22 protein-coding genes, 1 tRNA gene and 1 pseudogene are annotated in these 24,885 nt (G+C 65.0%); 4 read left to right on the top strand and 20 right to left on the bottom strand.

Annotation, left to right across the window (positions count from 1 at the left end; genetic code table 11):
- Nucleotides 1–199: 199 nt before the first annotated feature.
- A complete protein-coding gene (locus Q0H23_RS02940) occupies nucleotides 200–874 on the top strand; it encodes a TIGR00266 family protein (RefSeq protein ID WP_293814249.1) in 675 nt (224 codons plus the stop codon).
- 172 nt (nucleotides 875–1,046) lie between these two features.
- On the opposite strand, the gene Q0H23_RS02945 is transcribed toward Q0H23_RS02940, so the two are convergent.
- The 5 genes from Q0H23_RS02945 to Q0H23_RS02965 form a co-directional block, all read right to left on the bottom strand.
- Nucleotides 1,047–1,337, bottom strand: coding sequence for a PTS sugar transporter subunit IIB (locus Q0H23_RS02945; RefSeq protein ID WP_293835524.1), 291 nt, complete (start codon nucleotides 1,335–1,337; stop codon nucleotides 1,047–1,049).
- Between the two features lie 72 nt (nucleotides 1,338–1,409).
- Nucleotides 1,410–2,504 (bottom strand): glycerol dehydrogenase, encoded by a 1,095-nt coding sequence (locus tag Q0H23_RS02950; protein ID WP_293835527.1) that lies wholly within the window; start codon nucleotides 2,502–2,504, stop codon nucleotides 1,410–1,412.
- Nucleotides 2,505–2,854: 350 nt separating this feature from the next.
- Entirely contained in the window at nucleotides 2,855–4,048 is a 1,194-nt protein-coding gene (locus tag Q0H23_RS02955) for an ABC transporter permease (RefSeq protein ID WP_293835529.1), read from the bottom strand.
- Nucleotides 4,035–5,237 carry an ABC transporter permease gene (locus Q0H23_RS02960; protein WP_293835531.1) on the bottom strand — a complete coding sequence of 401 codons (1,203 nt, stop codon included), beginning with the start codon at nucleotides 5,235–5,237 and terminating at the stop codon, nucleotides 4,035–4,037. The genes Q0H23_RS02955 and Q0H23_RS02960 overlap by 14 nt, the downstream gene beginning before the upstream one ends.
- A gap of 9 nt (nucleotides 5,238–5,246) precedes the next feature.
- Nucleotides 5,247–6,185 (bottom strand): ABC transporter ATP-binding protein, encoded by a 939-nt coding sequence (locus Q0H23_RS02965; protein ID WP_293835533.1) that lies wholly within the window; start codon nucleotides 6,183–6,185, stop codon nucleotides 5,247–5,249.
- A 250-nt stretch (nucleotides 6,186–6,435) separates the two neighbouring features.
- On the opposite strand from Q0H23_RS02965, the gene Q0H23_RS02970 reads away from it, so the two are divergent.
- Together Q0H23_RS02970 and Q0H23_RS02975 are read left to right on the top strand one after the other, a co-directional pair.
- Nucleotides 6,436–7,668 (top strand): histidine kinase, encoded by a 1,233-nt coding sequence (locus Q0H23_RS02970; RefSeq protein ID WP_293835535.1) that lies wholly within the window; start codon nucleotides 6,436–6,438, stop codon nucleotides 7,666–7,668.
- Nucleotides 7,665–8,294: a response regulator transcription factor gene (locus Q0H23_RS02975; RefSeq protein ID WP_293835538.1), complete on the top strand. Its 630-nt coding sequence runs from the start codon at nucleotides 7,665–7,667 to the stop codon at nucleotides 8,292–8,294. The genes Q0H23_RS02970 and Q0H23_RS02975 overlap by 4 nt, the downstream gene beginning before the upstream one ends.
- A 328-nt stretch (nucleotides 8,295–8,622) precedes the next feature.
- On the opposite strand, the gene Q0H23_RS02980 is transcribed toward Q0H23_RS02975, so the two are convergent.
- From Q0H23_RS02980 to Q0H23_RS03050, 15 genes and pseudogenes are all read right to left on the bottom strand, one after another.
- Nucleotides 8,623–8,698 (bottom strand) — tRNA-Phe (locus Q0H23_RS02980).
- A 119-nt stretch (nucleotides 8,699–8,817) separates the two neighbouring features.
- Nucleotides 8,818–9,564 (bottom strand): hypothetical protein, encoded by a 747-nt coding sequence (locus tag Q0H23_RS02985; RefSeq protein ID WP_293835541.1) that lies wholly within the window; start codon nucleotides 9,562–9,564, stop codon nucleotides 8,818–8,820.
- A gap of 391 nt (nucleotides 9,565–9,955) precedes the next feature.
- Entirely contained in the window at nucleotides 9,956–10,411 is a 456-nt protein-coding gene (locus Q0H23_RS02990) for a hypothetical protein (protein ID WP_293835544.1), read from the bottom strand.
- 143 nt (nucleotides 10,412–10,554) lie between these two features.
- Nucleotides 10,555–12,690, bottom strand: coding sequence for a hypothetical protein (locus Q0H23_RS02995; RefSeq protein ID WP_293814259.1), 2,136 nt, complete (start codon nucleotides 12,688–12,690; stop codon nucleotides 10,555–10,557).
- The gene (locus tag Q0H23_RS03000) at nucleotides 12,665–12,988 is read right to left on the bottom strand and encodes a pilus assembly protein (protein WP_293814359.1); all 324 of its coding nucleotides are present in this window, start codon (nucleotides 12,986–12,988) and stop codon (nucleotides 12,665–12,667) included. Before Q0H23_RS03000 ends, Q0H23_RS02995 begins: the two co-directional genes overlap by 26 nt.
- Nucleotides 12,989–13,000: 12 nt before the next feature.
- Nucleotides 13,001–13,453 (bottom strand): annotated as a pseudogene (locus Q0H23_RS03005) (TadE/TadG family type IV pilus assembly protein); the annotation flags it as partial.
- A complete protein-coding gene (locus Q0H23_RS03010) occupies nucleotides 13,336–13,737 on the bottom strand; it encodes a hypothetical protein (protein WP_293814261.1) in 402 nt (133 codons plus the stop codon). The pseudogene Q0H23_RS03005 and the gene Q0H23_RS03010, both read right to left, overlap by 118 nt.
- Nucleotides 13,738–13,963: 226 nt before the next feature.
- Entirely contained in the window at nucleotides 13,964–14,221 is a 258-nt protein-coding gene (locus tag Q0H23_RS03015; protein WP_293814360.1) for a hypothetical protein, read from the bottom strand.
- 30 nt (nucleotides 14,222–14,251) lie between these two features.
- Nucleotides 14,252–14,860: a type II secretion system F family protein gene (locus tag Q0H23_RS03020; protein WP_293814262.1), complete on the bottom strand. Its 609-nt coding sequence runs from the start codon at nucleotides 14,858–14,860 to the stop codon at nucleotides 14,252–14,254.
- Entirely contained in the window at nucleotides 14,860–15,765 is a 906-nt protein-coding gene (locus tag Q0H23_RS03025) for a type II secretion system F family protein (RefSeq protein WP_293814263.1), read from the bottom strand. The genes Q0H23_RS03020 and Q0H23_RS03025 overlap by 1 nt, the downstream gene beginning before the upstream one ends.
- 8 nt (nucleotides 15,766–15,773) lie before the next feature.
- Nucleotides 15,774–17,120, bottom strand: a complete 1,347-nt coding sequence (locus Q0H23_RS03030; protein WP_293835548.1) for an ATPase, T2SS/T4P/T4SS family — start codon at nucleotides 17,118–17,120, stop codon at nucleotides 15,774–15,776.
- Nucleotides 17,121–17,122: 2 nt separating this feature from the next.
- Nucleotides 17,123–18,355 (bottom strand): P-loop NTPase, encoded by a 1,233-nt coding sequence (locus tag Q0H23_RS03035; RefSeq protein ID WP_293835552.1) that lies wholly within the window; start codon nucleotides 18,353–18,355, stop codon nucleotides 17,123–17,125.
- Nucleotides 18,355–19,056 carry an SAF domain-containing protein gene (locus Q0H23_RS03040; protein ID WP_293814266.1) on the bottom strand — a complete coding sequence of 234 codons (702 nt, stop codon included), beginning with the start codon at nucleotides 19,054–19,056 and terminating at the stop codon, nucleotides 18,355–18,357. The genes Q0H23_RS03035 and Q0H23_RS03040 overlap by 1 nt, the downstream gene beginning before the upstream one ends.
- Before the next feature lie 403 nt (nucleotides 19,057–19,459).
- Entirely contained in the window at nucleotides 19,460–20,647 is a 1,188-nt protein-coding gene (rsgA, locus tag Q0H23_RS03045) for a ribosome small subunit-dependent GTPase A (protein WP_293835555.1), read from the bottom strand.
- Between the two features lie 3 nt (nucleotides 20,648–20,650).
- Nucleotides 20,651–23,332 (bottom strand): cation-translocating P-type ATPase, encoded by a 2,682-nt coding sequence (locus Q0H23_RS03050; protein WP_293835557.1) that lies wholly within the window; start codon nucleotides 23,330–23,332, stop codon nucleotides 20,651–20,653.
- A 516-nt stretch (nucleotides 23,333–23,848) separates the two neighbouring features.
- Here Q0H23_RS03050 and Q0H23_RS03055 point away from each other — a divergent pair.
- Nucleotides 23,849–24,841: a 2-hydroxyacid dehydrogenase gene (locus Q0H23_RS03055; protein WP_293814269.1), complete on the top strand. Its 993-nt coding sequence runs from the start codon at nucleotides 23,849–23,851 to the stop codon at nucleotides 24,839–24,841.
- Nucleotides 24,842–24,885: the final 44 nt, after the last annotated feature.

The raw sequence follows: 24,885 nt of genomic DNA on the forward strand, positions 1-24,885 counted from the left end.
GCGCTAGGAAGCCGGCGCCCGCAGAACGAGCCAACCGTCCGCCGATGGCGCCGACATTCCGTCCATCGAATTCGAACCCCTCGCGTATGCTTGAGTCAGATTCCGGGCGCGACTGCTAAGACTCGATAAAAGAGCTGGTAGGGCGCTCGTACACCCTAACATCCAGGTCGACTCCCCCAGGGGAAGAGAGGAGCTCGCTATGCAGTACAACATCATCGGAGGGACCTTCCCGGTCGTCACGTGCACCCTCGCGGACGGCGAGTCCATGATCACCGAGGGCGGTTCCATGGTATGGATGACGCCCAACATGGAGATGAGCACCACGGGCGGCGGCATCGGCAAGATGTTCTCGAAGGCCGTTTCCGGCGAGAGCTTGTTCCAGAACATCTGGACTGCTCGTGGCAACGCAATGATTGCCTTTGGCTCGAGCTTCCCCGGCCGCATCATGCCGATCCAGATTGCCCCCGGTCAGAGTTGGATCCTCCAGAAGCGGGCGTTCCTGGCCGCTGAGCGCGGCGTCGAGCTCAGCGTTCACTTCAACAAGAGCGCCAAGACCGGCATCTTCGGCGGCGAAGGCTTCGTCATGCAGAGGCTCACCGGCAACGGCATCGCCTTTGCGGAGATTGACGGCGACCTGGTCGAGTACCAGCTCGCGGCAGGCCAGCAGATGGTCGTCGACACCGGCAACGTCGCTGGCTTCGAGGAGAGCGTCTCCATCGAGGCCCAGATGGTCAAGGGCGCCAAGAACATCCTGCTCGGCGGCGAGGGCATGTTCAACACCGTGCTCACCGGCCCAGGCCGCATCTGGCTCCAGACGATGCCCATCTCAAGCCTCGCCGCGGCAATCGCTCCGATGGTCTCAAGCGGGAACTAGTGGACGGAACCGCCGCCGACGCACGATGACGACGGCAGCGCCAGCAACGACACAGAGCGCCACATAAAAGGGAGGGCCGACGCGGACGCCACGTCGGCCCTCCTCATGTTTTAACGCGCTGCCTCGCGCCTCGTCGCGCTATTCGTTCCGCGTTCTCTCGCGTTTCGACACCCTACTCGTTCCGTGCCTTCTCGAAGGCGGCGAGGAGCTTCTCCTCGAGCTCCGGCATGGACACGATGTTGTCCAGCTCGATGACACGGGGCTTGTCCTTCAAGAACGGCGCGAGGTCGCTCCCCACCACATAGAGGTCGACCGGCACCATGGAGATCTCGGACACGGAGACGTGGTCGACACTCACGCCCTCGATGCCGTGCTTCTTGAGCAGGCTCTGCACGTTGAGCTGCACCATGAAGGAGCTGCCCACGCCTCCGCCGCAGCAACACATGATCGACTTGATCTCCATGGCATCCTCCCTGAAAAAAGGCGCGCTAGCCATATGGCCAGCGCGCCCAATCTTTCCTATGCGTCCTGACGCCTAGTCAAGATAATAGTGGCCTAGCGCGTCGGCGCCGAGGATGGCATCGGCGACCATGTCAGGCGTCACGTCGAACGGCATGTTGCCCATGGTGTCGCCCGGCGCGCACGCGGCCTCGGCAACGGGCATGATCTTCTCACGCGTGACCTCCTCGACGCCCAGCTCCTCAAGCGTCACCGGCAGGCCAACCTCGATGCAGAAGCCGAGGACCTCCTCGAGCTGGTCCATGTCGGCGTCGGCGAGGACGAGCTGCGCGAGCGTGCCAAAGGCGACCTTCTCGCCGTGGTACATGCCGTGACACTCCGGCAGGAGCGTGAGGCCGTTGTGGATGGCATGCGCGGCAGCAAGACCCGAGCTCTCGAAGCCGATGCCGGAGAGCAGCGTGTTCGCCTCGATGATGTGCTCGACGGCGGGCGTGAGGGCACCGGCCTCGAGAGCGACCTTGGCTTTCACACCGTCCTCCATGAGGGTGTCATAGCAAAGGCGCGCGAGGGAAAGGGCGGCGAGGCCACCCTTGCCGCCGGCGCAGGTGTCGCCATCGGCGTCGTGCGTGGCCTGGGCCTCGAAGTAGGTGGCCAGCGCGTCGCCCATGCCGGAGACCGTGAGGCGCACGGGGCTCGCGGCGATGACCGTGGCGTCCATGAGGACGATGTTGGGGTTGGCCGGGAGGAACAGGTAGCGGTCGAACTGGCCGTCATCCGTGTAGAGGACGGAGAGGGCGCTGCACGGGGCGTCCGAGCTGGCGATCGTGGGGCAGATCACCACAGGAGCGCCGAGGTAGTAGGCCGTGGCCTTAGCGGTGTCGAGCGTCTTGCCACCGCCGATGCCCACCACGACGTCGCAGCCATTGGCGCGGGCGACCTCGACGAGGCGGTTGACCTCGCCCTCAGAGCACTCGCCGTTGAAGTCCTCGTAGACGGCCTCGGCGTCGACGCCCTCGAAGCTGCCGGCGACCTTGTCGCCCACGCGCTTGACGCCGGAGGGCGTGTTGATGACGAGAGCCTTCTTGCCAAGCGGCGCCACATACGTGCCGAGCTTCGCGAGCTCGTTCGGACCCTGGATGTACTTGCTGGGACTATTGAAGATCTTGGACATGTATCCCCCTTTGGTTGTGCTCACAAAACCCTACTAACTTTACAGGAGATACCGACAGGAAAAGACAGGCCTTCGGTAAGCGTTGGGTACGCTCTCGACAGGCGCGCGGTCTATGCGCGACGTCCGCGAGCGACAACCACCGCAGACGGCGCGACGCCCGCGAGCTGCGGCAACCGCACGGCGTCCGCGAGCGACGGCCACCGCAGACGACGTAACCCACCTCTTGTAAGGGTTTCGCCCGAAAAACGGCCTCGATTCCTTACAAGAGGTGGGTTTACGTAGTTGTGGGACGCCCAAGGCGGCCGGAGGCGCGGTCGGCGGGACGCCCGAGGCGGCCGATGGCGCGCGGTCTACGCGCGACGCCCGCGAGCGACGGAGAGGCCCACGGCAGCAATGGCTACCGCGAACAGCAGCGTAATCCCCACACTCGTGAAATAGGAGCCCATAACGGCAGGCGTGAGCGCCTCGGCGTCGAGCACGGCGGCAATCGCCTGGTTGGTCCAGAACGTCGGGGCGAAATGGGCTGCCGCGGCAACGCCCGAGCCCATGAACGATAACGGGATCCAAGCGCCGCCCAAGAAGCTCATCACCATGCCAAAGATGTTGCCAACGGCATTGAGCACCTCCTCGCGCGCGCCAAAGCTCGTGCAGAGGTACGCAATGGACAGGGGCACGAGGCCAAACGCGAAGTTGGCGACAAACGCAAGGGCCACGTGCAACGCGGGCAAAGCGGCGACGTAGTCACGCAGGGCAACGACGCCCACGAGGCTGCTCAGGGCGCACACCGCGAGCGTCAAGACAAGGCAGCTTGCAAACACGGCGGCATCACGTGCGGCGGAACTCTGAGGGCCCGCCCCCAGGCGTCGCTCGAGCTCGGGCCGCGACATCGCCGAGAACACGAGCCCTACGCACACGATGACGGAGGATGTGATCGCATACGAGCCAAACTGCAGGTAGAGCTTGACGCTATCCGCCGCAAGACCGCCTGAGGACGGGGCAGCGTGAACCTCGACGTCGGCTCGCTCGGCAGCCGCGGAGAGCGCCATGGCAGCCACTTCCTCGAGCCCAGCTCCCCCATCAAGTGCCGCAGCAGACCCCGCCAGCGTTGAGAAGCGCGCCGCCTCGACGCCAGAGAGCGCAGAGGCCTGTGTGCTCACGCCATAGGCCTCCTCAATTTGGGGGAGTTCATCCCCGGCGCGAGCGGCACGGACGAACTCGTCCCCAAAGCCCTCGGGCACGACGAAGACACAATCCGCCCGGCCGGTCGCAATGGCATCCTGGAGCTCGCGGGGCTCGTCCGCAACGTCGATAAGCGTATACAGATCACCCATGTGCCGGGCGAACGCCTGCGAGAGTGGAGAGCCATCGCGGTCCACAATGGCGACTTCGGCCGCATAGGGCTCGTACTCCGCAGGCTCCGAAGAGACGGACGCCGAGCTCGCGAGCACGATAAAGGCACCCATGAGCGAGATGACGAGGGCATATATCGTGAGGTAGAGCGGGTGAGCGGCAACTACGCGCAGCGCGGCCTTAAAGGTGCTCATAACGCTGCCTCCTAAAGACAAGGGTAGCGACGAGGAGAAGCGCGAGGGCAAACGCGACGCACGCGGCGGCGCGCGCAAAGAATGGCGTCAGGTCCTCGTAGAAATAGAGGCTCGTGAACATGTCCGATATGAGCTTGGAGGGATTGAGCCATGCCTCGGCGGGGAACGCGCGCGCCACCTCGTCCGCGAGGGCCATGGCAGGCATGCCGTAGAGGCCCGCAAACAGGGCGCCCAAGCATGTCAGCAAGGTGAGGAGCCCGTCTCGCGGACCCTTTCCTCCGCGCAGGGGCAGTACCGCCACAAACATGCCAAGGCCTATCGAGAGGAACGAAGCCGCGGCGATGCCGAGAAGAGCAAGTCCCTCTCGCCCGGCAAAGTCGACGCCCGCGACGAAGCGCACGAAGGCGAAGACCAGCGTCAGGTTGACAAGAGCCATGGCCCAACAGGCAGCGAGCGTCGATGCGAGGGTGGCGAGGCGGCTCTGGCCTCCCACGCAGCGTCTCGCACCCAATGGCGAGAGGTCGCCTGCGGCGTCGACTGTCGCCCCCATCGCGACCTGCGCTGTAAACAGAGCCGCCATACCCAAGAGGGCATAGTAGAAGCGCACCGTGTCATCGGGTGTTGAGCGCGTGAGGGAGATGCGCTTGACCTCACCCGATATGCCAAGGACGTCCTGAATGACGCTTGGATTGGCAACCAGGCCCGGATCGTTCTCGAAGGCGGCCTCCACGAGCGCCGAGGTCTGGGTGTATGAGCTCGCGACCGTCTCCAGAATTGAGCGGTTGACGCTCTTCTCGGCGGTACCGTCGGTGTTCGAGGACCTAGCGCCCAGGATGACCTTGGGGCTTCCATAGGCCTCGAGGTCCGGGTCGGCCGAGTAGACGCCAAACACCTCGCCCGAGTCGAGAAGGCGCTCGCCCTCCTCGATGGTGGAGACGGGACGGACGTCGAGCAGGCGGTCATCTCCCTCGGCATTCAGCGCGTCCACGACCTGCGAGAAGCCCGAGGTCTCCCATGCATCGTCCTCGACCACGGCGACCGGCACGGGGTCCACGCTCTGGGAGTTCTTGAGGCTCGAGAACATGAAGATGAACATCGTCGAGAGGATGATGGGAAAGAGCAAGGTCCAAATCCACATGCTTGGTTTGCGGGCGTTCGCCAGGATGGTCGCCTTTATCGTCGATAGCATCACGACCTCCTAATCGCGCAGCTCGCGGCCGGTGATTTCGAGGAAGACGTCGTTGAGCGTCGGGGGTTCGGAGTAGATGCGGCCAAGCGCGACGCCCCGCGCCCGGAGCGCATCGAGGATATCCGTAAGATTGTGGGGGTACGCCTCGCAGGAGCAGGTGAGCGCGCCGGCAGCGTAGCTCGCGGAAAGCACGTGCGGCAGCGCGCGAACGCTGGCAAGGGCGTCATCGGCGAGCTCGGCCGCCTCGATCACGACCTTCTCCCCCATCGAGATCATGCGCTTGAGCTCGTCGTTCGTGCCCTCGGCGAGGGTGCGGCCCCCGTCCATGATCATGATGCGGGAGCAGATCTGCTCGACCTCCTCCATATAGTGGCTCGTATAGACCACCGTGGCGCCCTCGTCGCGCAGGCGGCAGATACCGTCGAGGATCGAGTTCCTGCTCTGGGGATCCACGGCGACCGTGGGCTCGTCGAAGAAGATGAGCTCGGGCTTGTGGGCGATACCGCAGGCGATGTTCAGGCGCCTGGCAAGGCCGCCGGAGAGCTTGCCGGGGCGGAACTTGACGTAGTCGCCAAGGCCGACGAACTCGATCGCCTCGTCCACGAGGGAACGACGACGGGCGCGGTCTGCCACGTAGAGGCTGCAGAAGTAGTCGATGTTCTCTCGCACCGTAAGCTCGTCAAAGACGGCAACCTGCTGCGGTACCACGCCGATCCTGCGCTTGAGGTCATAACGCGTGGGTTCCATGGGCTCGCCAAAGAGCTCGATATGGCCCTTGTCGTAGGTCAGCAGCTGCAGGATGCAGTTGATCGATGTGGTCTTGCCGCTGCCATTGGGGCCAAGGAGACCAAATATCTCGCCTTTGGCAATGCGGAGGTTGAAGTGGTCGAGCGCGAGAAGGTCGCCATAGCGCTTGACGAGGTTCTCGACGCGAACGATGTCGCTCATCAGTTCACCCTTCGGACGGTTTTCCATTGCCTGCATCGTACGGCCAGCCCCGCCCGCGCAACAGTGATAATTGTCACCACCCGCAAGAGTTGACAAAGGGACAGTCCCTTTGTCAACTATCCGACCTGCAAAAGGACCTGAAAAAGGGACAGTCCCTTTTTCAGGTTTTGCAGCCTTCCTCTCGCGGGAGTTTTGTCACGAGAGGCGCTTGGAGAGACGCGCGCTCTACGCACACGCATACAATGGCCCCATGAACAGGCTATTCGACAAGCTCATCGTGCTCACCTGCTGCCTCGTCGGCGCCTCGCGGCTACCGGTCGACGCGGCGCTGGTGGCGGCGCTTTGCCTCTCCGTCGCCTTGAGCGCGTGTGTCGAAACGCTACACGATAGCGCCCAGCGGCGCGGAAGCGGGATTGCATCGCTCGCGTTCATCGCCGCCTCGATTTTCGTGCCCGCGCTCGTCCCCTTCGCCCCGCTCGCGCTCTACGATGCCGCGCGGGGGTTCGACCGCGAGAGTCCCTCGCCGTTGCTTGGACGTGCGATGCTCTTCATGGTCGCGGTTGCCGCGCACCTTTGCTCGGGCAACCTATCGGCAGAGACGATCGCGCTCTCCACCGTGTTCGCGTTCGCCGCGACGTTGCTCTCCGTTCGCACCACGCAAGTCGAGCGCGAGTACGCTCGCAACGCCACCGTTCGTGACGACCTTCAGGAGCGCACGCTGCTGCTGGAGGCGAAAAACCGCGACCTCCTCGAGCGACAGGACTACGAGGTGCAGGTGGCGACCCTCGCCGAGCGTGCCCGCATCGCTCGCGAGATCCACGACAACGTTGGCCACCAGCTCACGCGCGTCAAGCTCCAGACGGATGCGCTGGCCATCGTCCACGAGGCGGACCCCGCCGCGGCAGCAGACTTCCAGAGCGTCGGCCGTGCCGTGGACGAAGCCCTCTCGCTTGTCCGCGCGAGTGTGCATGACCTCCACGACGACTCGTTTGACCTCGGGCTTCAAGCCCATAAGGCAGCCGACGCCATCATGCGCGGCTCGAGCGTGAGAGTGGCGGTCGAGGTCTCCTGCGAGCACGTGCCCGCAAACGTGGGGGCTTGCCTTCTCGCCGTGATGCGCGAGGCCATGTCGAACGCACTGCGCCACGGGCACGCGGGAAGAATTGAGGTGCGTTGCCTCGAGCACCCAGCGCTGTGGCAGCTGTCCGTGCTTGACGACGGAGGAACGGCGGACAGTATGGCAGCGGCCGACATGGTAGCGGGCGCCGCCGGGACAGGCGCGTCGGCAGGTGACGGGCATGGCGCATCGTCAGATCCGACGGCGGCTTCAGGCCAATTCCACACGAGCGACGGCATGGGCCTCGCATCCATGCGCGAGCGCGTTGAGGCGCTCAGCGGGTCCTTCTCGGCAGGACCGAGGCGTGACTCAGCCGGCTGGCGCGTGTTCGCATCGATTCCCAAGGAGAGGACTGGCGCAGCATGAGGATCATCATCGTCGACGACGACAAGCTGGTCTGCGATTCGCTCAAGATCATCCTGGGCGCGCAGCCCGGCATCGAAGTGGTGGGCCTCGGATCATCCGGCAATGACGCCGTAAGGCTGTTCTGCGAGCTTGCACCCGATGTGGCGCTTCTCGACATCCAGATGCCAGGACGTGACGGGCTCTCCGCCGCTCGCAAGATCCTTGCCGAGGACCCGGCGGCACGCGTCGTGTTCCTCACGACCTTCTCGGATGACGAGTATATCGTCGCGGCATTGAAGCTTGGCGCGCGTGGGTACCTCATCAAGACGGACGTACAGGCCATCCCGCCGGCGCTCGCCCAGGTCATGGAGGGCAAGCGTGTGCTCGAGGGAAAACCCGCAAACAGCGTGAATTTCTCTGCCAGTACCGAAGAGGCGGAGTCGCACGAACGGACCGGCGCCTTCGCCGCGCTCACTGACCGCGAGTTCGAGGTGGTTCGCCTGATTGCCGAGGGCCTCGACAACAAGGAGATCGCCGCCACCGCCTACATGGGCGAAGGCACGGTGCGCAATCACATCAGCTCGATTCTCGCCAAGTTGGGTCTTCGTAACCGCACGCAGATCGCAATCGCATACCTGAAGGCGTAGGAGCGGCGTCGCTCGCCGGAGCCCACCTCTCGTAAGGGTTCAGCGGCAGAAACGAGCGGCGTCGCCCGCCGGAACCCACCCCTTGCCCGCCGGAACCCACCTCTTGTAAGGGATTGGCGGCAGAAATGGGCCCAATTCCTTACAAGAGGCGTGTTTGGCGAAGGCGTGTTTGGCGAAGGTGGGTTTGGCGAAGGTGGGTTTGGTGAGCAAAAGAAGGTGCAACCCAGGACAGCAGGCTCTCGGGACAAGCTGTTTCCCGGCGGCGAAAGACGCTACGAAGCAAAAGAAAACAGGCCGGAAGCTTATAGCCTCCGACCTGTATCTTTTCTGGTGGCGGGGAAGGGAATCGAACCCCTGACACGGGGATTTTCAGTCCCCTGCTCTACCAACTGAGCTACCCAGCCGAATATGTTGCTCTCCACTCGCGCTTCGAGCTCGTTAACTATATCAAATAGCAAACCTCGGTCAAGCGACTTTTTTGGAAAAGTTTGAAATTGGTCAGGCCGCTGGCAAACGCCTCGTCTCAGCCGCACGCCTTCGATTGCCTTTCGCCGTCCCCAAGAGGTTCTTGCCTGATAGTGACGTTGCTTCCGTCAACCTCTACGACGACCGTCGACACCGGGGTCTGGATCCTCACGCAAGGCACCCCGCGGACAAACGCAACAGGCTTCTGCGCGGCGTCGGAAACCGATGGCACCACAACGTGCGAAGGAGCCGGGGAGGCGGGAGTGACGGATGCCGAAAATGCCGGAGAGGCGGGGGCCTCGGACGCTGGGGAGGTGGCACCCGCAGGCGACGCGGTACGAGGCGAAACCGGGCGAGCAAAGGGGGTCGCGGCCACGGCACCAGACGGCGATTGAGCCCCCAGGGATTCGGAAGCCCCAACTCGTGGCTCACCCTCGGCACCCTCCTCGACGCCCGGCGCGACGCCCGGCATACTCACGGATTCCTCGAGCGCCGCATCGCGTTTGTCAGCACTTGGCGACGCCCCTCCAACGGCGGCCTCATCCTCAGCCCAAAGCCCGTCAAGCGACCCCCAAGGCTCGTCAACGTCCCCCCATGGCTCGTCAGGCGTCATAAGGCCAACCTCGGGATCCTGCTCCGGGAAGTCATAGAGACATCCGTAGCACCTGTTCATGTCCGAGAAGAGCACGGCCCCGCATCGTGGACACGTCTTCGTGGCACCCGCCCCATCGTTCGCGCCAGAACGCCCGACCGTACTCCCACGCCCTCTCCCCTCGTTCATCCCTGTCATCTGCATCCCAGACATCGATTCTCCCCTCAAGTCTCCTCATCAACGATTCGAATCCCCAGTTGCTGTCCCACGCAGGGCCAGGGTCCCGGCATGCTTGGCCTCTCGAGCGCATGGCACGCGTCACGGGCTCGCACGAGCCTCCCTGGCCGGAGTCCTCGCCATGAGCCAAGGACCTCGCCAGATTCACCCACCAACGCCACGTCAATCGCATAACGCATCCCAAGGGTATGGACAGACGCGCACGGGGTGAGCAGCACGCACCTGGCGCCCGAGTCCAAGCGCGTCCCCAACAGACCCCGAGCACGTCTCCACCAGCTCCGGAGCACCTCCGCCCGAGCGACCACGACCTCGCGTCCGCTCTCCTCGAGAGTCACCTCGACTAGCTCGCCCTTCACATCCGCCCTCCTCACGTGATGACCGCCGCACGATATCTATCGATGACAATCTCCCGTTCGTGCCTGATCGAAGCAGGTGCTTGATATCCCACGCCCGCAATGGAGACGGACGAGGGCCACGGCCGGAACACGAGCGTGCAGGTAAAACGCGTCGTTCCCGCGGAAAGGTCGAGAAGCGCGCCAGAAGCGCCTTCCATCAGGTCCTCGACGGAGACCTCAACCTCGCAAGCCATGGGACTCATGCCGTGCTCGATGGCGCTCCTCACCTCGTCAACGCCCGCAAGCGAGCTCGTAGCCCCCGAAGGCGACACGCCATGGGCGAGCACCGCATCCGGCGCAACCCTATCGAAGCGAGCGCAGAGCTCGGCATAGCGCATGACGTTCACCACCACGAGAGCGCAGACGACAATGACGGGGATGAGCACGGCTAGCTCGACGGCCATCTGCCCGCTCGACTCGCGAAACACGGCGCTTCCATGCCGTCCAGCGCCCATGTGCAACGCCACGTCCGCCCGCTTACCGAAGCCGGCGCGCCGCGCCTGACTCACGTGCCTACCAGAACTCGCACGCTTACCAAAGGCCGCGTGTCCCTCGGCACCCCCATGTCCCCTCATGACGAACCAGCTCCCAGAAGGGCGCCGACATCGATCGTGAGCGGCACCGTGATATCCGTCCCGGGTATTGGCAGCTCGGCAATCGCATAGGGACCACCACCAAGCTCGTTGACGACTACCTGACCGAGCGCTCTCGCAATCGAGGCAGGATCCCCGGCATCCGGCAGACGCTCGATGAGCTCTCGCGCGTTCGCCGCCTGCCCGAAGCCCGCTCGGTCAAACACGTTCTGGGAGTTGGTGAGAACCGGCTTCCGAAGTCGCAGGTCAGCTGGCTCAAAGCCCACGGCCCTCACGATTTCCGACAACTTATCGTTCAACCAGGAGGCGACCGGTCCAAGCAGCGTGCCGCTCAAGCCTGAGAGAGCCTCGCTCGCCGCGTCTGACAAGCCATCCGCACTCGAACCATAGCCTCGTAAGAGCCCCGCCCACAACTCGCCAATCCCACCGAGTACGCCAGCACACCCCCAGCCGATGTCATTGCCCAAAGCCTCGAGGAACCGCGTAAGGACATCATTGCCGGCAGCGTCAGAATCCGGCGCGAGCGTGGCTGCGGATATGGCAGCGCCAGGCGAAACGGCGAGGGGAGCGGCGAAGTCGTTCTCGAAGGAATCCGGCAGGTTTCCCTCGCCCCTTCCTACCACGGCGACGCAGCCCCACGCTCCCGGCGGGCAGATCTTGAGACGCGGCGACGCGAGGGTCTCGAGCGCTTCCTCGAAGGCTGACGCGCCCTCATCCGCATAGTCCCTCATCTCAGCCTCGGCGGCCGCAAGATCGTCGGCGGCGGCCTCGTAATCGAGCGAAGCCGCGACCACACGAGCCCAGTAGTACTCGTAGCCGTTGTCGATACTCGTTGACGCGGCGGCAACCTTGCCCATATCCGCCGAGCTCATCTGGCAGGTGGGACACCGCGCGACGGCACCCGCATCAAGCTGCGACAGAGACGCCTCGCCGGCAGACGCGCCCTGAGCCCCGGGACACCGAAGAGTTGAGTGAAGCGTGGCACGCCCTCCCTCCTGCGTGCAGGGCCAGCGGACATCCGTGTAAAGACGCGTGCCCTGCATCTCGCCGGTGTTCTTGGGGAGGCTCGGGAGATCGATATCGACTGATCCGTCTGGAAGCTCCAGATAGTAGCCAGCCTCCATCTCAGACAGCGCGTATTCATAGAACGCCAGCCTACACTCGGAGTCAGTGAGGTATCTGATTCCCTGTCCAGTGGGAGCTTCGATGGCGGCACGCCTCGCGTAGTAGTTGCGCGAACGCAAGAGCGGAACGCCAAACGTCCAGCTCTCCGGCGAGGGATAGTGCGGGTTCTCCGTCACCAAGAGGCCGGCAAGACCATCCGCCCGCTCGCGCATGTTCATGGGCTCTCCGCCACAATCGGCAAGCCAACCCTCACGCAGGGCCTCGTCAAGACGGTCCTGGGCATCCTTGGCTCGGTCTGACGCATCCTGCAGATGATCCGCCACCTCGGCTATCTCGTCTCCCGTGACATCAGCTTCGAGCGCGGAGAAGTCGCTCTGGGATTCTTGGGGAAAGGGAATCGCGCAGCCGATGTAAGAAGAGCCCTCACCCTCGTTCGCCTCCACGACGGCGGCAGAGCGAGCGGCGATTGCCAAGGGAAGCGTCTTCTCGACTGCCTCGAGGCCGCGTGCCGCCGACGTGGCGAACTCCCTGCGCGCGTCGAGCATTTTCACGCCCGCCGCAATGGTCTCGGCGCCCACCGCGGAGAGACCGGGAACGGCGGAGACCACGAGGCCGGCGCCCAACGTGACCATGCCCGCAAGGCCCAGGGTAAGCACGCACGCATCAAGCGTCGTCGCCACGGTCGAATACGCCGCCACCACGTTCGCGCCGGCAAGCGCGGCGGCATCCGCTGTAGACTGAACATCCGCAGAACGGTTCTGCACCCATGCGACCGAGACAAGCGAGCACACGAGAGACAGGCTCACGAGAAGGGCGAGCGCCACCGCGACGGAGGTGTAGCCGCCCTCGTCGTCGACAAAAGCACCGATGCCCAGCTCAAAGCTCGCAACGTCTCTCTTTGGCTCGCAACAGGACGCGCGGGAGCCTTCCCTCGCCAGGGCGCCTCCACGCTCGCTCCGCCCATCAGTCCCACATCGTGACCCACTCACCGTAACCTCCCTCCAACCAATCCGGACGAGCCCCTCCCGTCACCTCGACGCGCAGCACCACCTCGTCGCCATCAGGCTCGCCGAGCATCTGGGCCAGCACGCCAAGCAACGGCAGCGGGCGCAAACGGCCCTCAATGCCCACGCGCACCTCACGCGACGTCGAATCTCCCGAGAGCTCGACCTCCCATTCGCCGGTATGGAACGCCGCGACGTCAGGTACCGCGCGAAGGCGTCTTTTGACATAGGCCTCGCACGCGGCATCATCGCCAGCACCTCCCACTTCTCTCGTGGCCAGCACACGCACCCCCTCAGCCGCCGCCTGCTGCATGACCGATCGCGTATAGAGCAAGAACGCCGGTTGTAGCAATAGCGCGAGGAGCAGCATGATCACCGGAATGAACGCCGCGGCCTCGACACTTGCCTGCCCTAGCGCCTCAGAACAGAACGATGTCCCGCATGCCCCCGAGCGCCCCCTCGCCCGAAAGAGAATGCGACGAGGCAGACTCCCCAAGGCGCGCGAGGGCTCCCGCGCCCACAGCCTTCCAGATGGCGCCAAGAGCGAGCAGCATCGCAAGGAAGGCCGAGAGCACGAGCACGTACTCGACCGTCGACTGTCCCCGGCACTCACGTACGAGAGACACCCGCTCAGGACCGCTCTTGGGCGGCCCCGCCAGTTTCCGAGCCAGACTCCTCGCCCTCGCGAGGAGCCTCCTCCGTCTCTGGCTCCCCCTCCGTCGCCGCTTCCGCATGGGAATCCCTCCATTCCGTGACCTCCATCCGCACCGTCGTCACCCGGCTCCCCTCGCCCGCCTCACAGACGAGGCACAGCTCAGACCAGCTCGGCCCACGCACCACGCAACCCCACGTCCGACCAAGCAGGTCAATCCAACCGGCATGGGCAAGCACCACCTCGCCCTGAGAACGGTACTCGCCTAGGACCTCCCTCGCCGCTTCAACCACGCCAAGGTCGACCTCGCGCACAGAGGTAGAGGAAGGTGCGGAGAGGGCGAGACCGCCGAGGTTCCCGGCACCAGAGAGGACACCCAAATTGGCGTCGCCCCCATCTGGCAGAGGCGGAGAGGACGCCCCGCCCGTCCAGGGCAGCGCCTCGATCGGCGAGGCCAGGCCGCCCCCTCCGCCCGCGCTTTCAGCCGGGCCTGACCCGGCAACGCCCCCTCTCGCACCCAGGGCGAGGTACCCACAGACCAAGACCGCCAACAGAACGCCAAAGAGGCTGAGCAACACCACCTTCATCCGGCGTCGCAGCGAGCGCCTAAAGCGAGTTGATGCCATCAGTGATCTCGGTCCAGAGCTCTTGGAGCCTGCCTCTGAACGCTACGACGGCAACTATCGCCATCAGGACCAGCACGCCAACGAGAATCGCGTACTCCGTCGTCCCCTGACCCAGCTCCTCCCCAGCGAGCTCGCGCGAGCGCATGGGCAGGCGCACCCTCAAGAACAAGCCCGTCTTCACGCGGCAAACCGCATCTCGAATCCGCCCAACAGCCAGACCAGCAACCCCAATAGCCATCTCAGCCTCCAATCCGAGCGGCATCGCCGCTCAACCTGTCAGGGCCGCCGACAGCAACGGCCCCAATATCGCCAGCAACATCGCCGGGACCACGAGCGTCCCCAGGGGGACGAGCATCTTCACCGGAACCTTCTCGATGCGTTCCTGCACCCGCGACCTCTGCTCCTGCCTGATCGAGGCGGCCTGACGCTCGAGCGCCTGCGCAAGCGGGGCGCCAAACGAAAGCGCCTCCGTCGCGGCCGAGCAGAACCCCTCGAAAGAGGGCGACCCCAAGCGAGCGGAGAGGGAGGAGAGCGCCTCAGAGCGCCCTTCCATGCCCATCTGCCACGAGAGCATCGCCGCTCGGACCTCCCTCGAGAGCTCGCAGTCCCTGCGATCACAGAACAGCACGAGCGATGCATCGAAGGAAAGACCCGCGGACAATCCCAGGCCAAGGATGTCGAGGAACTCCGGCATCTGCCTCTCGCAGGCACGCGTCACTCGCGCCGACCCCTCACGCTCGAGAGCCTTCCGGACCTTGGGCATGTGTCGCAGCAGTGCCTTGACATCAAACTTCGGAGCACCTTCGCCCCTCTTTCCGCCAAGCGCGAGCCATGCCGCCAGACAAGCTGCGGCTCCCACCGCAAACCCGCCAGCCATCACATCACGCTCCTCATGAGCCGCCGGATAACGAGGAGGGCAACGACGTCGAGAAGCACCGCCGCGCACACGCAACCACAACCCACCGGTGTCGCGAGACCGAGCCTAAAGTCCGGCGAAATCAGTGCCAGGGCACCAACCATGCAGGCCGGCAGCGCGCTCACCACCCTTGCAGAGAGCCTCACCTGAGCGGTCTTGGCGATGAGCTCCCGCTCGAGCTCGAAGCGCTCCTCCACGAGCCGAGCCGAGCGCGCGAAAAGCCCCTGGAGCGGAGCCCCGGTGCGCGAGGAGACCACGAGGGCACAGACCATAAGCGACACGCCCGGCGCCTGTGTGCGTTGGGCGATCTCCTCGACCGCCTCCGCTGCACCCACCCCACACGAAACCGCAAGCGAGGCTCGGGAGAACTCCCGATAAAGCGGGCCGTCACCTCGTGACCCCACGTAGGCGATGGCCTGCGATAGGGTCCTTCCCGCCGCCATCGCACCAGCGAGGGAGCGAAACGTCTCCGGCACCTGGCGGGCAAGCTCGCGCTCGCGCAGGCCCGTCCGCGAGCGCGCCCAAGCGGGCACGCCCGCAAGTGCGCAGCCAAGCCCCACGACAAGGCCAACGACAGAGCGAGCGCAAACAAGCCCGGCAAGGGCGGACGAAGCGACGATGCAGACGAGGAGCGCGAGGCCCGCCTCGCGTCCGCGCACGATTCCCGCGAGCGCATCCTCAAGCGCGAGTTCGTCCGCCGCGATACGCCAGCTCTCGATTCGAGAGAGGAGCGTCACCGGCCGCGTGGCGCCCAACGAGCCAAGCGCAGACGCCGCGACAGCCCGCACGCAGCCCTCTTCTCCGCCCGGACGCCTGGCAACGCCTCTCGCACCGCATAGCAACCACGCAGCCAGGGCTGCGAGCATGCCGCACCCTACGGCACCTGCCCACGCCATTCGACCACCTCTCCCTCACCCAACAGGCCCTCACGCACGGCTCTCTCAACAAAGTGAGGCACCTCGACAAGCCGCCACGAACGCGTCGCCGAATCGAAGGACACAAGCTCGCGGAGGGCCACCCCTCCCGTCTCGTCGCGCCCGACCTCACATGTCGAGGACACCACGCGCGAGCCATCCGGCATGCGCCTCGACATCACAATCAGGTCGAGCGCCGTGGCAACCTGTTCCTCGATCAGCGCCGCCGGGAGGTCCATTCCAAAGCGCGCCATAAGGACGAGCCTGCTCACCGCCTCCCGCGCCGTGCCGGCGTGTAGCGTGGTAAGGCTTCCGTCATGGCCCGTGTTCATGGCCTGGAGCATGTCGATGCACTCCTCGCCGCGCACCTCTCCCACGACGATGCGATCCGGTCTCATTCGCAGGGCATTCGTGACGAGCGTTCGGATGCTCACGGCACCCGTCCCCTCGATAGAGGCATCCCTCGCCTCGAGCCTCACCACGTGAAGTCCCTCCTCGAAGTGGAGCTCGGCGGAGTCCTCAATCGTCACGATGCGTTCGCGTGGGTCAATCTCGGCAGATAGAGCATTCAGGAGCGTCGTTTTCCCCGAGCCCGTGCCTCCCGCCACGGCGATATCGCACCTGAGGCGCACGGCCCACCCGAGAAGACGTGCGTACCAGGCGGGAAGAGACCCAAGCCCCACAAGACTCGGCAGGGAGCGAATCGCACCCGAGAACTTGCGAATCGTGAGCGCGGGACCCTCCATCGCCACAGGCGAGATCACGGCGTTTACGCGAAAGCCATTCGAGAGGCGCGCGTTCACGATGGGATTCGCGTCATCGAGGCGCCTGCCAAGCGGCGCCAGGATGCGATCGATGGCGAGCATGATTTGCTCGGGCGAATCGAAGACCCGTTCCGCCTGCTCAAGCTTGCCATCGCGCTCGAAGTAGAGCGAGCGGCATCCGTTCACCATGACCTCCGTGATCGAGTCGTCATCAAGCAGAGGTTGAAGCGGCCCGAGACCGAGGACCTCGTCAATCACTTCGCGGACGAGTGCCTCGACATCAAGCGCCTCCGCGCCGGCAACCTCGCCGGCGTTGATCGCCGCCACGCATGCCACGGAGAGCTCGTCGCGCGCTCGCACCACGTCTCCCGAGGAGACAAGCGAGGCCATCTCCCGCAAACCGAGCCTGTCCACGAGGGCACGTTTGAGCGCAGCACGAACCTCGACCGGGGCCGCCGTGGTAGCCAGGGGCTCACTTCCGATAGGCGAAGCGACGGCTTCGGCATCCGTCGCGAACTCGCGGACACGCTCGAGGACGCCCATCCCTAGCTCGCCTCCCGCACGCGGCCGAAGAGCCTACGCTGGCGCTTCCCGCCCGCAAGGGCGCGCGCCGGCGCGTCGCCCTCAGGAAGACGCCCAAGCTCCTTCAAGACCGCCGCAAGGCCATGGGCCACGGCGCGAGGCATCGCGCCATCAAGCATCGCCAGCTCGGATGATCCACCAGTTGCGAGCAACTCAACGACCTCAAGGCCACCATCTGGCACGCGCACCTCGCGGGCGCATTCAAGCCCGACGGCGGCGCGCGTGACGAACGACTCGTCTCGCATTTTTGGGTCGTAACCATTCATCAGGCGCACGATTCTCGTACGCGCGATACCGAGACGAACGGCAAGCCCGCCGCAGCGAGCGAGCGCCGCGATCGCGCCCGGCCGGTCATCAGAGACGATCACGAGCCTGTCAGCCGCCTGCGCGGCAGACGCTGTCGCATCTCCCCAGCTTGCCGAAGTGTCAACGAGCACGAGGTCATGACTCTGGGTTAGCCTCGCGATGATATCCGCGGCAAGCGGCTGCACGCACTCCGCATACTCCGGCTCGCGGCAGGGACCCCAGACACGCACGCGGTCGCCCGCCACGGCTCCGAGAGACTCGAACGCCTCGTCATCAAGCGCACCCGTCGCCACCTGCGCCAAGTCAGCGGGCCTCTCGGCACCGGCAAGCGCGGAGAGGTTGCCAAAGGCGAGGTCGAGGTCGAGGCAGGCCACGTCGAGCCCCCATGACGCTGCCACGTGGGCACAGGTCGCGACGATGGTCGACTTGCCCACGCCTCCCCTACCCGAGACGAACGTGACCACGGGCACGCCCTGCCGCCGCTCGCTTGCCGTCGCCCGGCCCGCAGCCATAGCGCCCGCGATCCCCATCGTCTTGCGTTCCACAGCCTCCCGCGAACGGGCGGCGGCAAGCTCTTCCTCAGTTATGACGCGGTCTATGCCGGCACTCTTGGCGCGGGAACGCAGCGAGCCAGACGCGTGCGGCACGGCAAGCACCACCTGTGAGGCACCCCCGTCCGCCGCGACGGCCGCCGCGACATTTACCGCCGCAGGTCCGCGCGCTCCCTCGGCTACGAGGGCCGTGGCACCCCTCAAGTCGCCACGAAGCCGCTCCCTAAAGCCCGCGGCGTCACCAACGCACGCGATGGTGGCATCGGCGTCACAAGCGCGCACATACGCCTCGAGAGCGGCAGCCTCTCGCTTGCCAGAACAAATAGCCCAGTTCGCCATCACGCTTCATCCCCCGTCACGGGAGGGACGGAGGTCGGGGCAACGGGAGTCACGCCATCCTCCTCAAACTCCACGTCATCGGCAGGAAGCGCCAGACGCAGGCTGCCATCGGCGCCGGCGGAGAGAATCGTCGTGACATGCTCGGGATCGACCGCGAGGGTTACAAGCCCGTCCGTCCCTCCAAAGGCGGATGCACTGGACGCCCCGAGCACGATCACATCCGCCGAAACAAGCTTTACGCCCGAGGCCGAAGACACGTAGGCGAGCACGCGCGATCCCGCTGGCGTATCCGCCGCGACACCAGACTTATCGCCGATCTTCACGCTGACGGCAACTCGACCCTCTGGCACCTCGATGGCGCCCTCCGTGGCAGCGACATCCAGCTCCGTCAAGGGCTCGCCGGCACTCACCGACGCGGCGAGACGGACTCCCACCACGTCATCAAAGCTCGTCACCGCCTTTGCGGGCGCGAGGTCTGCGAGCCACTCGCGCATCTCGAGGTCTGACTCGGCAAGCACGCTTCCCGCTGGCAACTCCCTGCGAGCGACCACGAGCTGGGTGACCTCGCCGCCATAGCGCTCGAGTACCTCCGCGCGCTCGGACCTCACCTCCGCACGCGCAGCATCAGCCGCGGCTGCCGCAAGCAGCATCGCGAGCACGCCGCACGCCGCGGACGTCGCAAGCCTGACCCTTCGCTTCATGGTTCCTCCCGCCACTCGTTGAACGTGGCGGAATCATCGCCTGAAAACGGTCCCGAAAATGGCTCGCTCGCGAGAAAGTCCCACGCGCTCAAACCCAAATCAGACACGTTCCCAACACGTTTTGCGCAAAACGTGCCAAAGTGCGTCAAACAGACTGTTGATAACTACGGTTTTCGCAGGTAGAACGCTTATAAAAGCAAGCCGGCAAGCGCCCCGAAAAGGCACTCGCCGGCTCAAAATTCTTTATTGTCTTGATTCCGCCGCCCGCTCGCCCGGGCTGCTCCTGCCGACCGCTCGAACAACGTCGTTCGCCCGGACCGCGCCGCCCACTCGCCCGGACCGCGCCGCCCACTCGCCCGGACCGCGCCGCGCGCTCGCACGGACCACGCCAGGCGCCCAGCGTCTACAGCGTCACGTCCGGATCGAGCGTGTCCGCGCTCCTGCGCATCTCCGCGGCAAGCGCGAGATACGCTTCGAGCCGTATCCCATCAAGCTCGCCCGCCGCCTCGGCCTCCCTCACGACACAGCCCGGTTCTTCGCCGTGCGTGCAGTCGCGGAACCTGCACTCGCCCGCAAGCTCGGCAATCTCGGGGAACGCAAGCGCAAGGCCGCGCTCGTGGCCCACAAGCGGCAGGCTCCTGAGGCCCGGTGCGTCGCAGATGACTCCCGCACCCGGAAGCTTCACCATCATGCGTGCAACCGTCGTGTGGCGACCCATGTCGTCGCGCTCGCGAACGGCAGCCGTGGCAAGAGCGTCCTGCCCGAGCAAGGCATTCAGTAGCGTCGACTTGCCCGCGCCGCTCTCCCCCAGGATAAGGGCGATCGTCCGCTCCGGCACAAGGGCGCGCACGCCATCCAGGCCCTCGCCCTCGGCAGAGGAGGTCACCACGACGTCGACGCCCTCGCCTGCGAGCCTACGCACTCGCTCGACATCGCACTCGAGTTCCTCCGCCGTTCCCTTTCGATCCGCCTTGGTGAGCACCACGGACGCGCGGCAGCCGCAATCACGGACGAGCACGAGCGAACGCGCGATGCGCGCAAGCGCGAGCTCTCCCTCGCCCAGGGCCGCCACGATGATGACCTCGTCGAGATTCGCCGCGAGCGTCTGGAACTCTCCGCGCTTGCCTCCGCGCCACCGCGCGAACGCGCATCTGCGGGGAAGAACCTCGTGGATGACGCCCATGTCATGCGTCGGGTCAACGGCAACCGCCACCCAATCGCCGACGGTCGGCATGATGCCCGCCTCGGCGGCGGCGCCCTTCGCGAAGTCCACGGCATGCTCCGCTCGAAGCGTCACGCCCTCGCACGCCACGAGTGGGAAGCTCCTATCAAGGCGCACCACGCAACCCAACGCGAGGGTTGAGGCGACGCCATCGCCCAGGCGCGAGGCCACACGCTCCCGCGCGCCCTCGAACGCGGCAAGCTGCTCGTCGCTCGGTCGCACGTCACCAAAACCGGGCACGTTCGCCAGCTCATCCACGGCGGGCAGCCCCGCCAGGATTTCATCGCGAGACGCGCGCGAGGCGCCGCCCCCGTGGGAGCGACGCCTCGGCTGCTTGGTTGACCTGCTCTTTGCCGGTCTCTTTCCCATGCGTTAGTCTTCCTTCTCCACAGAGCGCATGATGGCCTTGTAGATCTCGACGAACGGGATGATCAGGAAGGCGATGCCCAGGGCGGTGAGGGAGCCCTTGAGCTCGAGGCCCGGCACGCCAAAGAACATCATCGAGAGCGGCTCGAACTCGACCACGATGAGGGTCAGCACGAGTGCGAGGGCAGAGGCGGCCCAGAGCCAGCCGTTTTGCTTCTTCATCGTGAAGATCGACTGACGGCGGCTGCGCATGTTGAAGCAGTGGAAGATCTCGACCATGTTAAGCGTGATGAACGCCATCATGACGCCCTCTTCATCCGCGGTGCCGGCAATCATGTCCGCGATGTTGATGTAGCCCATGTCGAAGTACACGCCCGCGAAGAAGCTCGCGAGAACGAGCACCGTGATGATGATGCCCTGGACCACGCAGTCGAGACCCATGTGACCAGCGAAGACGCCGTCAGAGGCCTTGCGCGGCTTGCGGCGCATGATGTCGCCCTCGGCGTCCTCCATGCCCAGCGCCAGAGCCGGGAAGCAGTCCGTCACGAGGTTGACCCATAGCAGCTGGACCGGCTGGAACAGCGTGAAACCAACGAGCGTGGCGACGAAGACCGAGAAGACCTCGGCGAGGTTCGCGGAGAGCAGGAACTGGATGACCTTGCGGATGTTGTCGTAGATGCGACGGCCCTCTTCGCACGCGGAGATGATCGTGGCGAAGTTGTCGTCCGCAAGCACCATGTCGGCGACGTTCTTGGTAACGTCGGTACCGGTGATGCCCATGCCCACGCCGATGTTGGCGCGCTTGATGGAGGGAGCGTCGTTCACGCCGTCGCCGGTCATGGCAACGATCATGTCGCGGCCCTTCCATGCCTCGACGATGCGCGTCTTGTGCTCGGGCTGGACGCGGGCGTAGACACCGTAGTCCTCGATGTGGGCGTCAAGTTCCTCGTCCGTCATGCGGTCAAGCTCGGCGCCGGTGATCGCCTGCGAGCGGTCCTCGATGATGCCGAGGTTCTTGGCGATGGCCACGGCGGTGTCGATGTGGTCGCCCGTGATCATGACGGTGCGGATGCCGGCGGTGTGGGCCTCGTCGATGGCGGCTGCCACCTCGGGGCGCTCGGGGTCGATCATGCCGGAGAGGCCGCAGAACGTGAGGTCCTGCTCAAGGGCGTCAGCGGAGAAGTCCGTGGGCTTGGCCTCGTAGTGGCGGCAGGCAAGCGCGAGCACGCGCAGGGCCTGGTCTGCCATGGCCTTGTTGGCCGAGAGGAGCTCAGCGCGCTTCTCGTCAGTGAGGGGCACGATCTTGTCGCCATCGAAGATCGAGGTGCAGCGGCCAATCACGACGTCCGGGCCACCCTTGGTGTACTGCTCGAACTCATTGTCGAGAGTCTCCACCACAACGGACATCATCTTGCGGCCGGAGTCGAACGGAGCCTCGCCCACGCGCGGGTGCTCCTCGACAAGGCCCGTGAGGCCCGCCTTGCCCGCGTCGTTCACGAGGGCGCACTCGGTGGGCTCGCCCACGGCCTCGCCGGCCTCGGCATCCCACTTGGCATCAGAGCAAAGGGCCATGCCGGAGAGGAGCTTCTCCTCGGGAGCGGCGAGCAGGTGGTCAACGACGGTCATCTTGTTCTGCGTGAGGGTGCCCGTCTTATCCGAGCAGATGACCTGGGTGCAGCCGAGGGTCTCGACCGCGGAAAGGTTGCGGATGATCGCCTGACGACGGGCCATCTTGGTAACGCCGAGCGACAGGACGATGGTCACGACGGCGACGAGGCCCTCGGGAATGGCGGCGACGGCGAGCGACACGGCCACCATGAAGGTGTTCAGCAGAAGCGTGGGCTCCTCGGCCATGTTGCCGAAGCCGTGACGGAGGACGTCGACCGCAAAGATGACGACGCAGATCACGATGACGAGCTTGGTGAGGATGTGAGATAGCTCGTCGAGCTTGACCTGGAGCGGGGTGAGCTCCTCCTTGGCGTCCGAGAGGGCGCCTGCGATCTTGCCCATCTCGGTGTCCATGCCCGTGGCGACGACGACGGCGCGACCGCGGCCGTAGACCACGGTGGAACCCATGTAGCACATGTTCTTGCGGTCGCCCAGGGGCACGTCATCGGCACCAGCGGCGAGCTCGATGGCCTCGACGTGCTTCTCGACCGGGACGGACTCGCCGGTAAGCGCCGCCTCCTCGATCTTCATGGAGGCGCTCTCGATCACGCGGCAGTCCGCCGGGACGGAGTCACCGGCCTCGAGTAGGATGACGTCGCCGGGCACGAGCTCAGAGGAGTGCAGCATGACGAGCTTGCCATCGCGCATGACCTTGGACTGCGCGGCGCTCATCTCCTGCAGGGCCGCGAGGGCCTCTTCGCTCTTGGCCTCCTGGATGACACCGAGGGCGGAGTTGATGATGACGACCGTCATGATGATGATGACGTCCGCGAAGTCGACCTCGCCCTGAATAGCGCCCGTCACCGCGCTGATGGCCGCCGCGACGATGAGCATGATGACCATCGGATCGGCCATCTGCTGGAAGAAGCGGATCCACAGCGGGGTCTTCTCCTCTTCCTTCAGCTTGTTGGGGCCGAACTTAGCGGCACGGGACGCGGCCTCCGCGCTGGTGAGACCAGCGGTGGCGTCAGTCTCCTGGGCGCTCAGAACCTCGGCGGATGTAGACAGGTATTCTCTCAAGATTGCCCTCCTGGTTTTCAGGCGCGAGCCAGATTGATGCCCGATCATAATTCCCAGGAAGGGCAAGGGCTCATCAAGGTTGCCGTGGTTCGCGCGTTGTCAAATCTTTTCAATGATACCCAACTCGACGGGCTCTCACCAATCAAGCACGCCATGCTCTCAAACCGCGCAACCAGACGTCAGGGAACCTGCTGCCACCACGTGGACTCCGCGCGGCTGAAAAAGGGACTGTCCCTTTTTTCAGCTTCCACGGCTCGCCTCCCCTGCGCGCCGGCGCAAGTTGACAAAGAGACTGTCCCTTTGTCAACTTGCACGCAAAAGCTGGGGAGCCAGGCCCCATCAAGGGCCCGGGAAATGCCCATCGCATCGAAGTCAACCGTATCTAGCTGCGATTATTCATTCAGTCTTTACATGTTGCTAGCACATTCGACCACACTTCATGTTTTACAATTCCTCTTGGAGTATGGAATGGAAGGGCCATGTGCCCAGCAACGATCCAGGAGGGAGTCAGGCAGCGTGAAAATCCTCTTCTACGACGCCCGTGACTACGACCGAGATTCTTTCGACGCCCAACTCAAGAACTATCCCAACATCAAGATCGACTACATCGAGGCCGACCTTTCGCCCGTCACCGCCTCGCTCGCTCGCGGCTATGACGCGGTCTGCGCCTTCGTCAACTCCGACGCCTCCGCCATGGCGCTCGAGATCCTTCGCGGCTTTGACGTGAAGCTCGTCCTCATGCGCTCCGCCGGCTTCGACGCCGTCAACGTGCCCGTCGCCAAGGACCTCGGCATGACGGTCCTGCGCGTCCCGGCCTATTCGCCGGAGGCTATCGCAGAGCAGGCCATCGGCCTGGGCCTCTGCGCCGCCCGCCGCATCCACAAGGGCTACGCCCGCGTCCGCGAGAATGACTTCTCCCTCCAGGGCCTTCTCGGCGTCAACCTGCACGGCAAGACGGCCGGCATCGTGGGCACCGGCAAGATCGGCGCTGCCATGGTCCGCATCTGCAACGGCTTTGGCATGAAGGTCCTCGGCTATGACGTCTACCAGAACCCCTCCCTCGAGGGCATGGTCGAGTACGTCGAGCTTGACGAGCTCCTCCGCAGGTCTGACCTCATCTCCCTGCACTGCCCGCTGTTCGACAGCAACCGCCACATGATCAACGCCGACGCCATCGACAAGATGAAGGACGGCGTGATCTTCATCAACACCGCCCGTGGTGGCCTCGTCGACACCAAGGCCCTCATCGAGGGCATCCGCTCCGGCAAGATCGGCGCGGCCGGCCTCGACGTGTACGAGGAGGAGGGCGACAACGTCTTCCGCAACCGCTCGAACACCATCATCGAGTCCGTCACTTCGACGCTGTGCTCCTTCCCCAACGTCGTCATGACGAGCCACCAGGCGTTCTTCACCAAGGAGGCCCTCGCCTCGATCGCCAAGACCACGCTCGACAACGCGACCGCGTTCATGAATGGCGAAGAGCTCCCCAAGCCCGCTGTCGTCTGCTAGCAAACCCGCGCTGCCCTCCCCGACGAGGCAGCGCTTTTGATATC

Origin of the sequence: uncultured Parolsenella sp., from assembly GCF_934660935.1 — a bacterium.
GTDB lineage: Bacteria > Actinomycetota > Coriobacteriia > Coriobacteriales > Atopobiaceae > Parolsenella.

Bases quoted from the DNA above. Each gene is read 5' to 3' on its own strand.
- Q0H23_RS03020 (WP_293814262.1), bottom strand. From the start codon at position 14,860: ATGGCTGGCGGGTTTGCGGTGGGAGCCGCAGCTTGTCTGGCGGCATGG.
- Q0H23_RS02945 (WP_293835524.1), bottom strand. From the start codon at position 1,337: ATGGAGATCAAGTCGATCATGTGTTGCTGCGGCGGAGGCGTGGGCAGC.
- Q0H23_RS03040 (WP_293814266.1), bottom strand. From the start codon at position 19,056: ATGAAGCGAAGGGTCAGGCTTGCGACGTCCGCGGCGTGCGGCGTGCTC.
- Q0H23_RS03025 (WP_293814263.1), bottom strand. From the start codon at position 15,765: ATGCTCGCAGCCCTGGCTGCGTGGTTGCTATGCGGTGCGAGAGGCGTT.
- Q0H23_RS02965 (WP_293835533.1), bottom strand. From the start codon at position 6,185: ATGAGCGACATCGTTCGCGTCGAGAACCTCGTCAAGCGCTATGGCGAC.
- Q0H23_RS02985 (WP_293835541.1), bottom strand. From the start codon at position 9,564: ATGTCTGGGATGCAGATGACAGGGATGAACGAGGGGAGAGGGCGTGGG.
- rsgA (WP_293835555.1), bottom strand. From the start codon at position 20,647: ATGGGAAAGAGACCGGCAAAGAGCAGGTCAACCAAGCAGCCGAGGCGT.
- Q0H23_RS02955 (WP_293835529.1), bottom strand. From the start codon at position 4,048: ATGAGCACCTTTAAGGCCGCGCTGCGCGTAGTTGCCGCTCACCCGCTC.
- Q0H23_RS03030 (WP_293835548.1), bottom strand. From the start codon at position 17,120: ATGGGCGTCCTCGAGCGTGTCCGCGAGTTCGCGACGGATGCCGAAGCC.
- Q0H23_RS02940 (WP_293814249.1), top strand. From the start codon at position 200: ATGCAGTACAACATCATCGGAGGGACCTTCCCGGTCGTCACGTGCACC.
- Q0H23_RS02960 (WP_293835531.1), bottom strand. From the start codon at position 5,237: ATGCTATCGACGATAAAGGCGACCATCCTGGCGAACGCCCGCAAACCA.
- Q0H23_RS02975 (WP_293835538.1), top strand. From the start codon at position 7,665: ATGAGGATCATCATCGTCGACGACGACAAGCTGGTCTGCGATTCGCTC.
- Q0H23_RS03035 (WP_293835552.1), bottom strand. From the start codon at position 18,355: ATGGCGAACTGGGCTATTTGTTCTGGCAAGCGAGAGGCTGCCGCTCTC.
- Q0H23_RS02950 (WP_293835527.1), bottom strand. From the start codon at position 2,504: ATGTCCAAGATCTTCAATAGTCCCAGCAAGTACATCCAGGGTCCGAAC.
- Q0H23_RS02970 (WP_293835535.1), top strand. From the start codon at position 6,436: ATGAACAGGCTATTCGACAAGCTCATCGTGCTCACCTGCTGCCTCGTC.
- Q0H23_RS03015 (WP_293814360.1), bottom strand. From the start codon at position 14,221: ATGGCTATTGGGGTTGCTGGTCTGGCTGTTGGGCGGATTCGAGATGCG.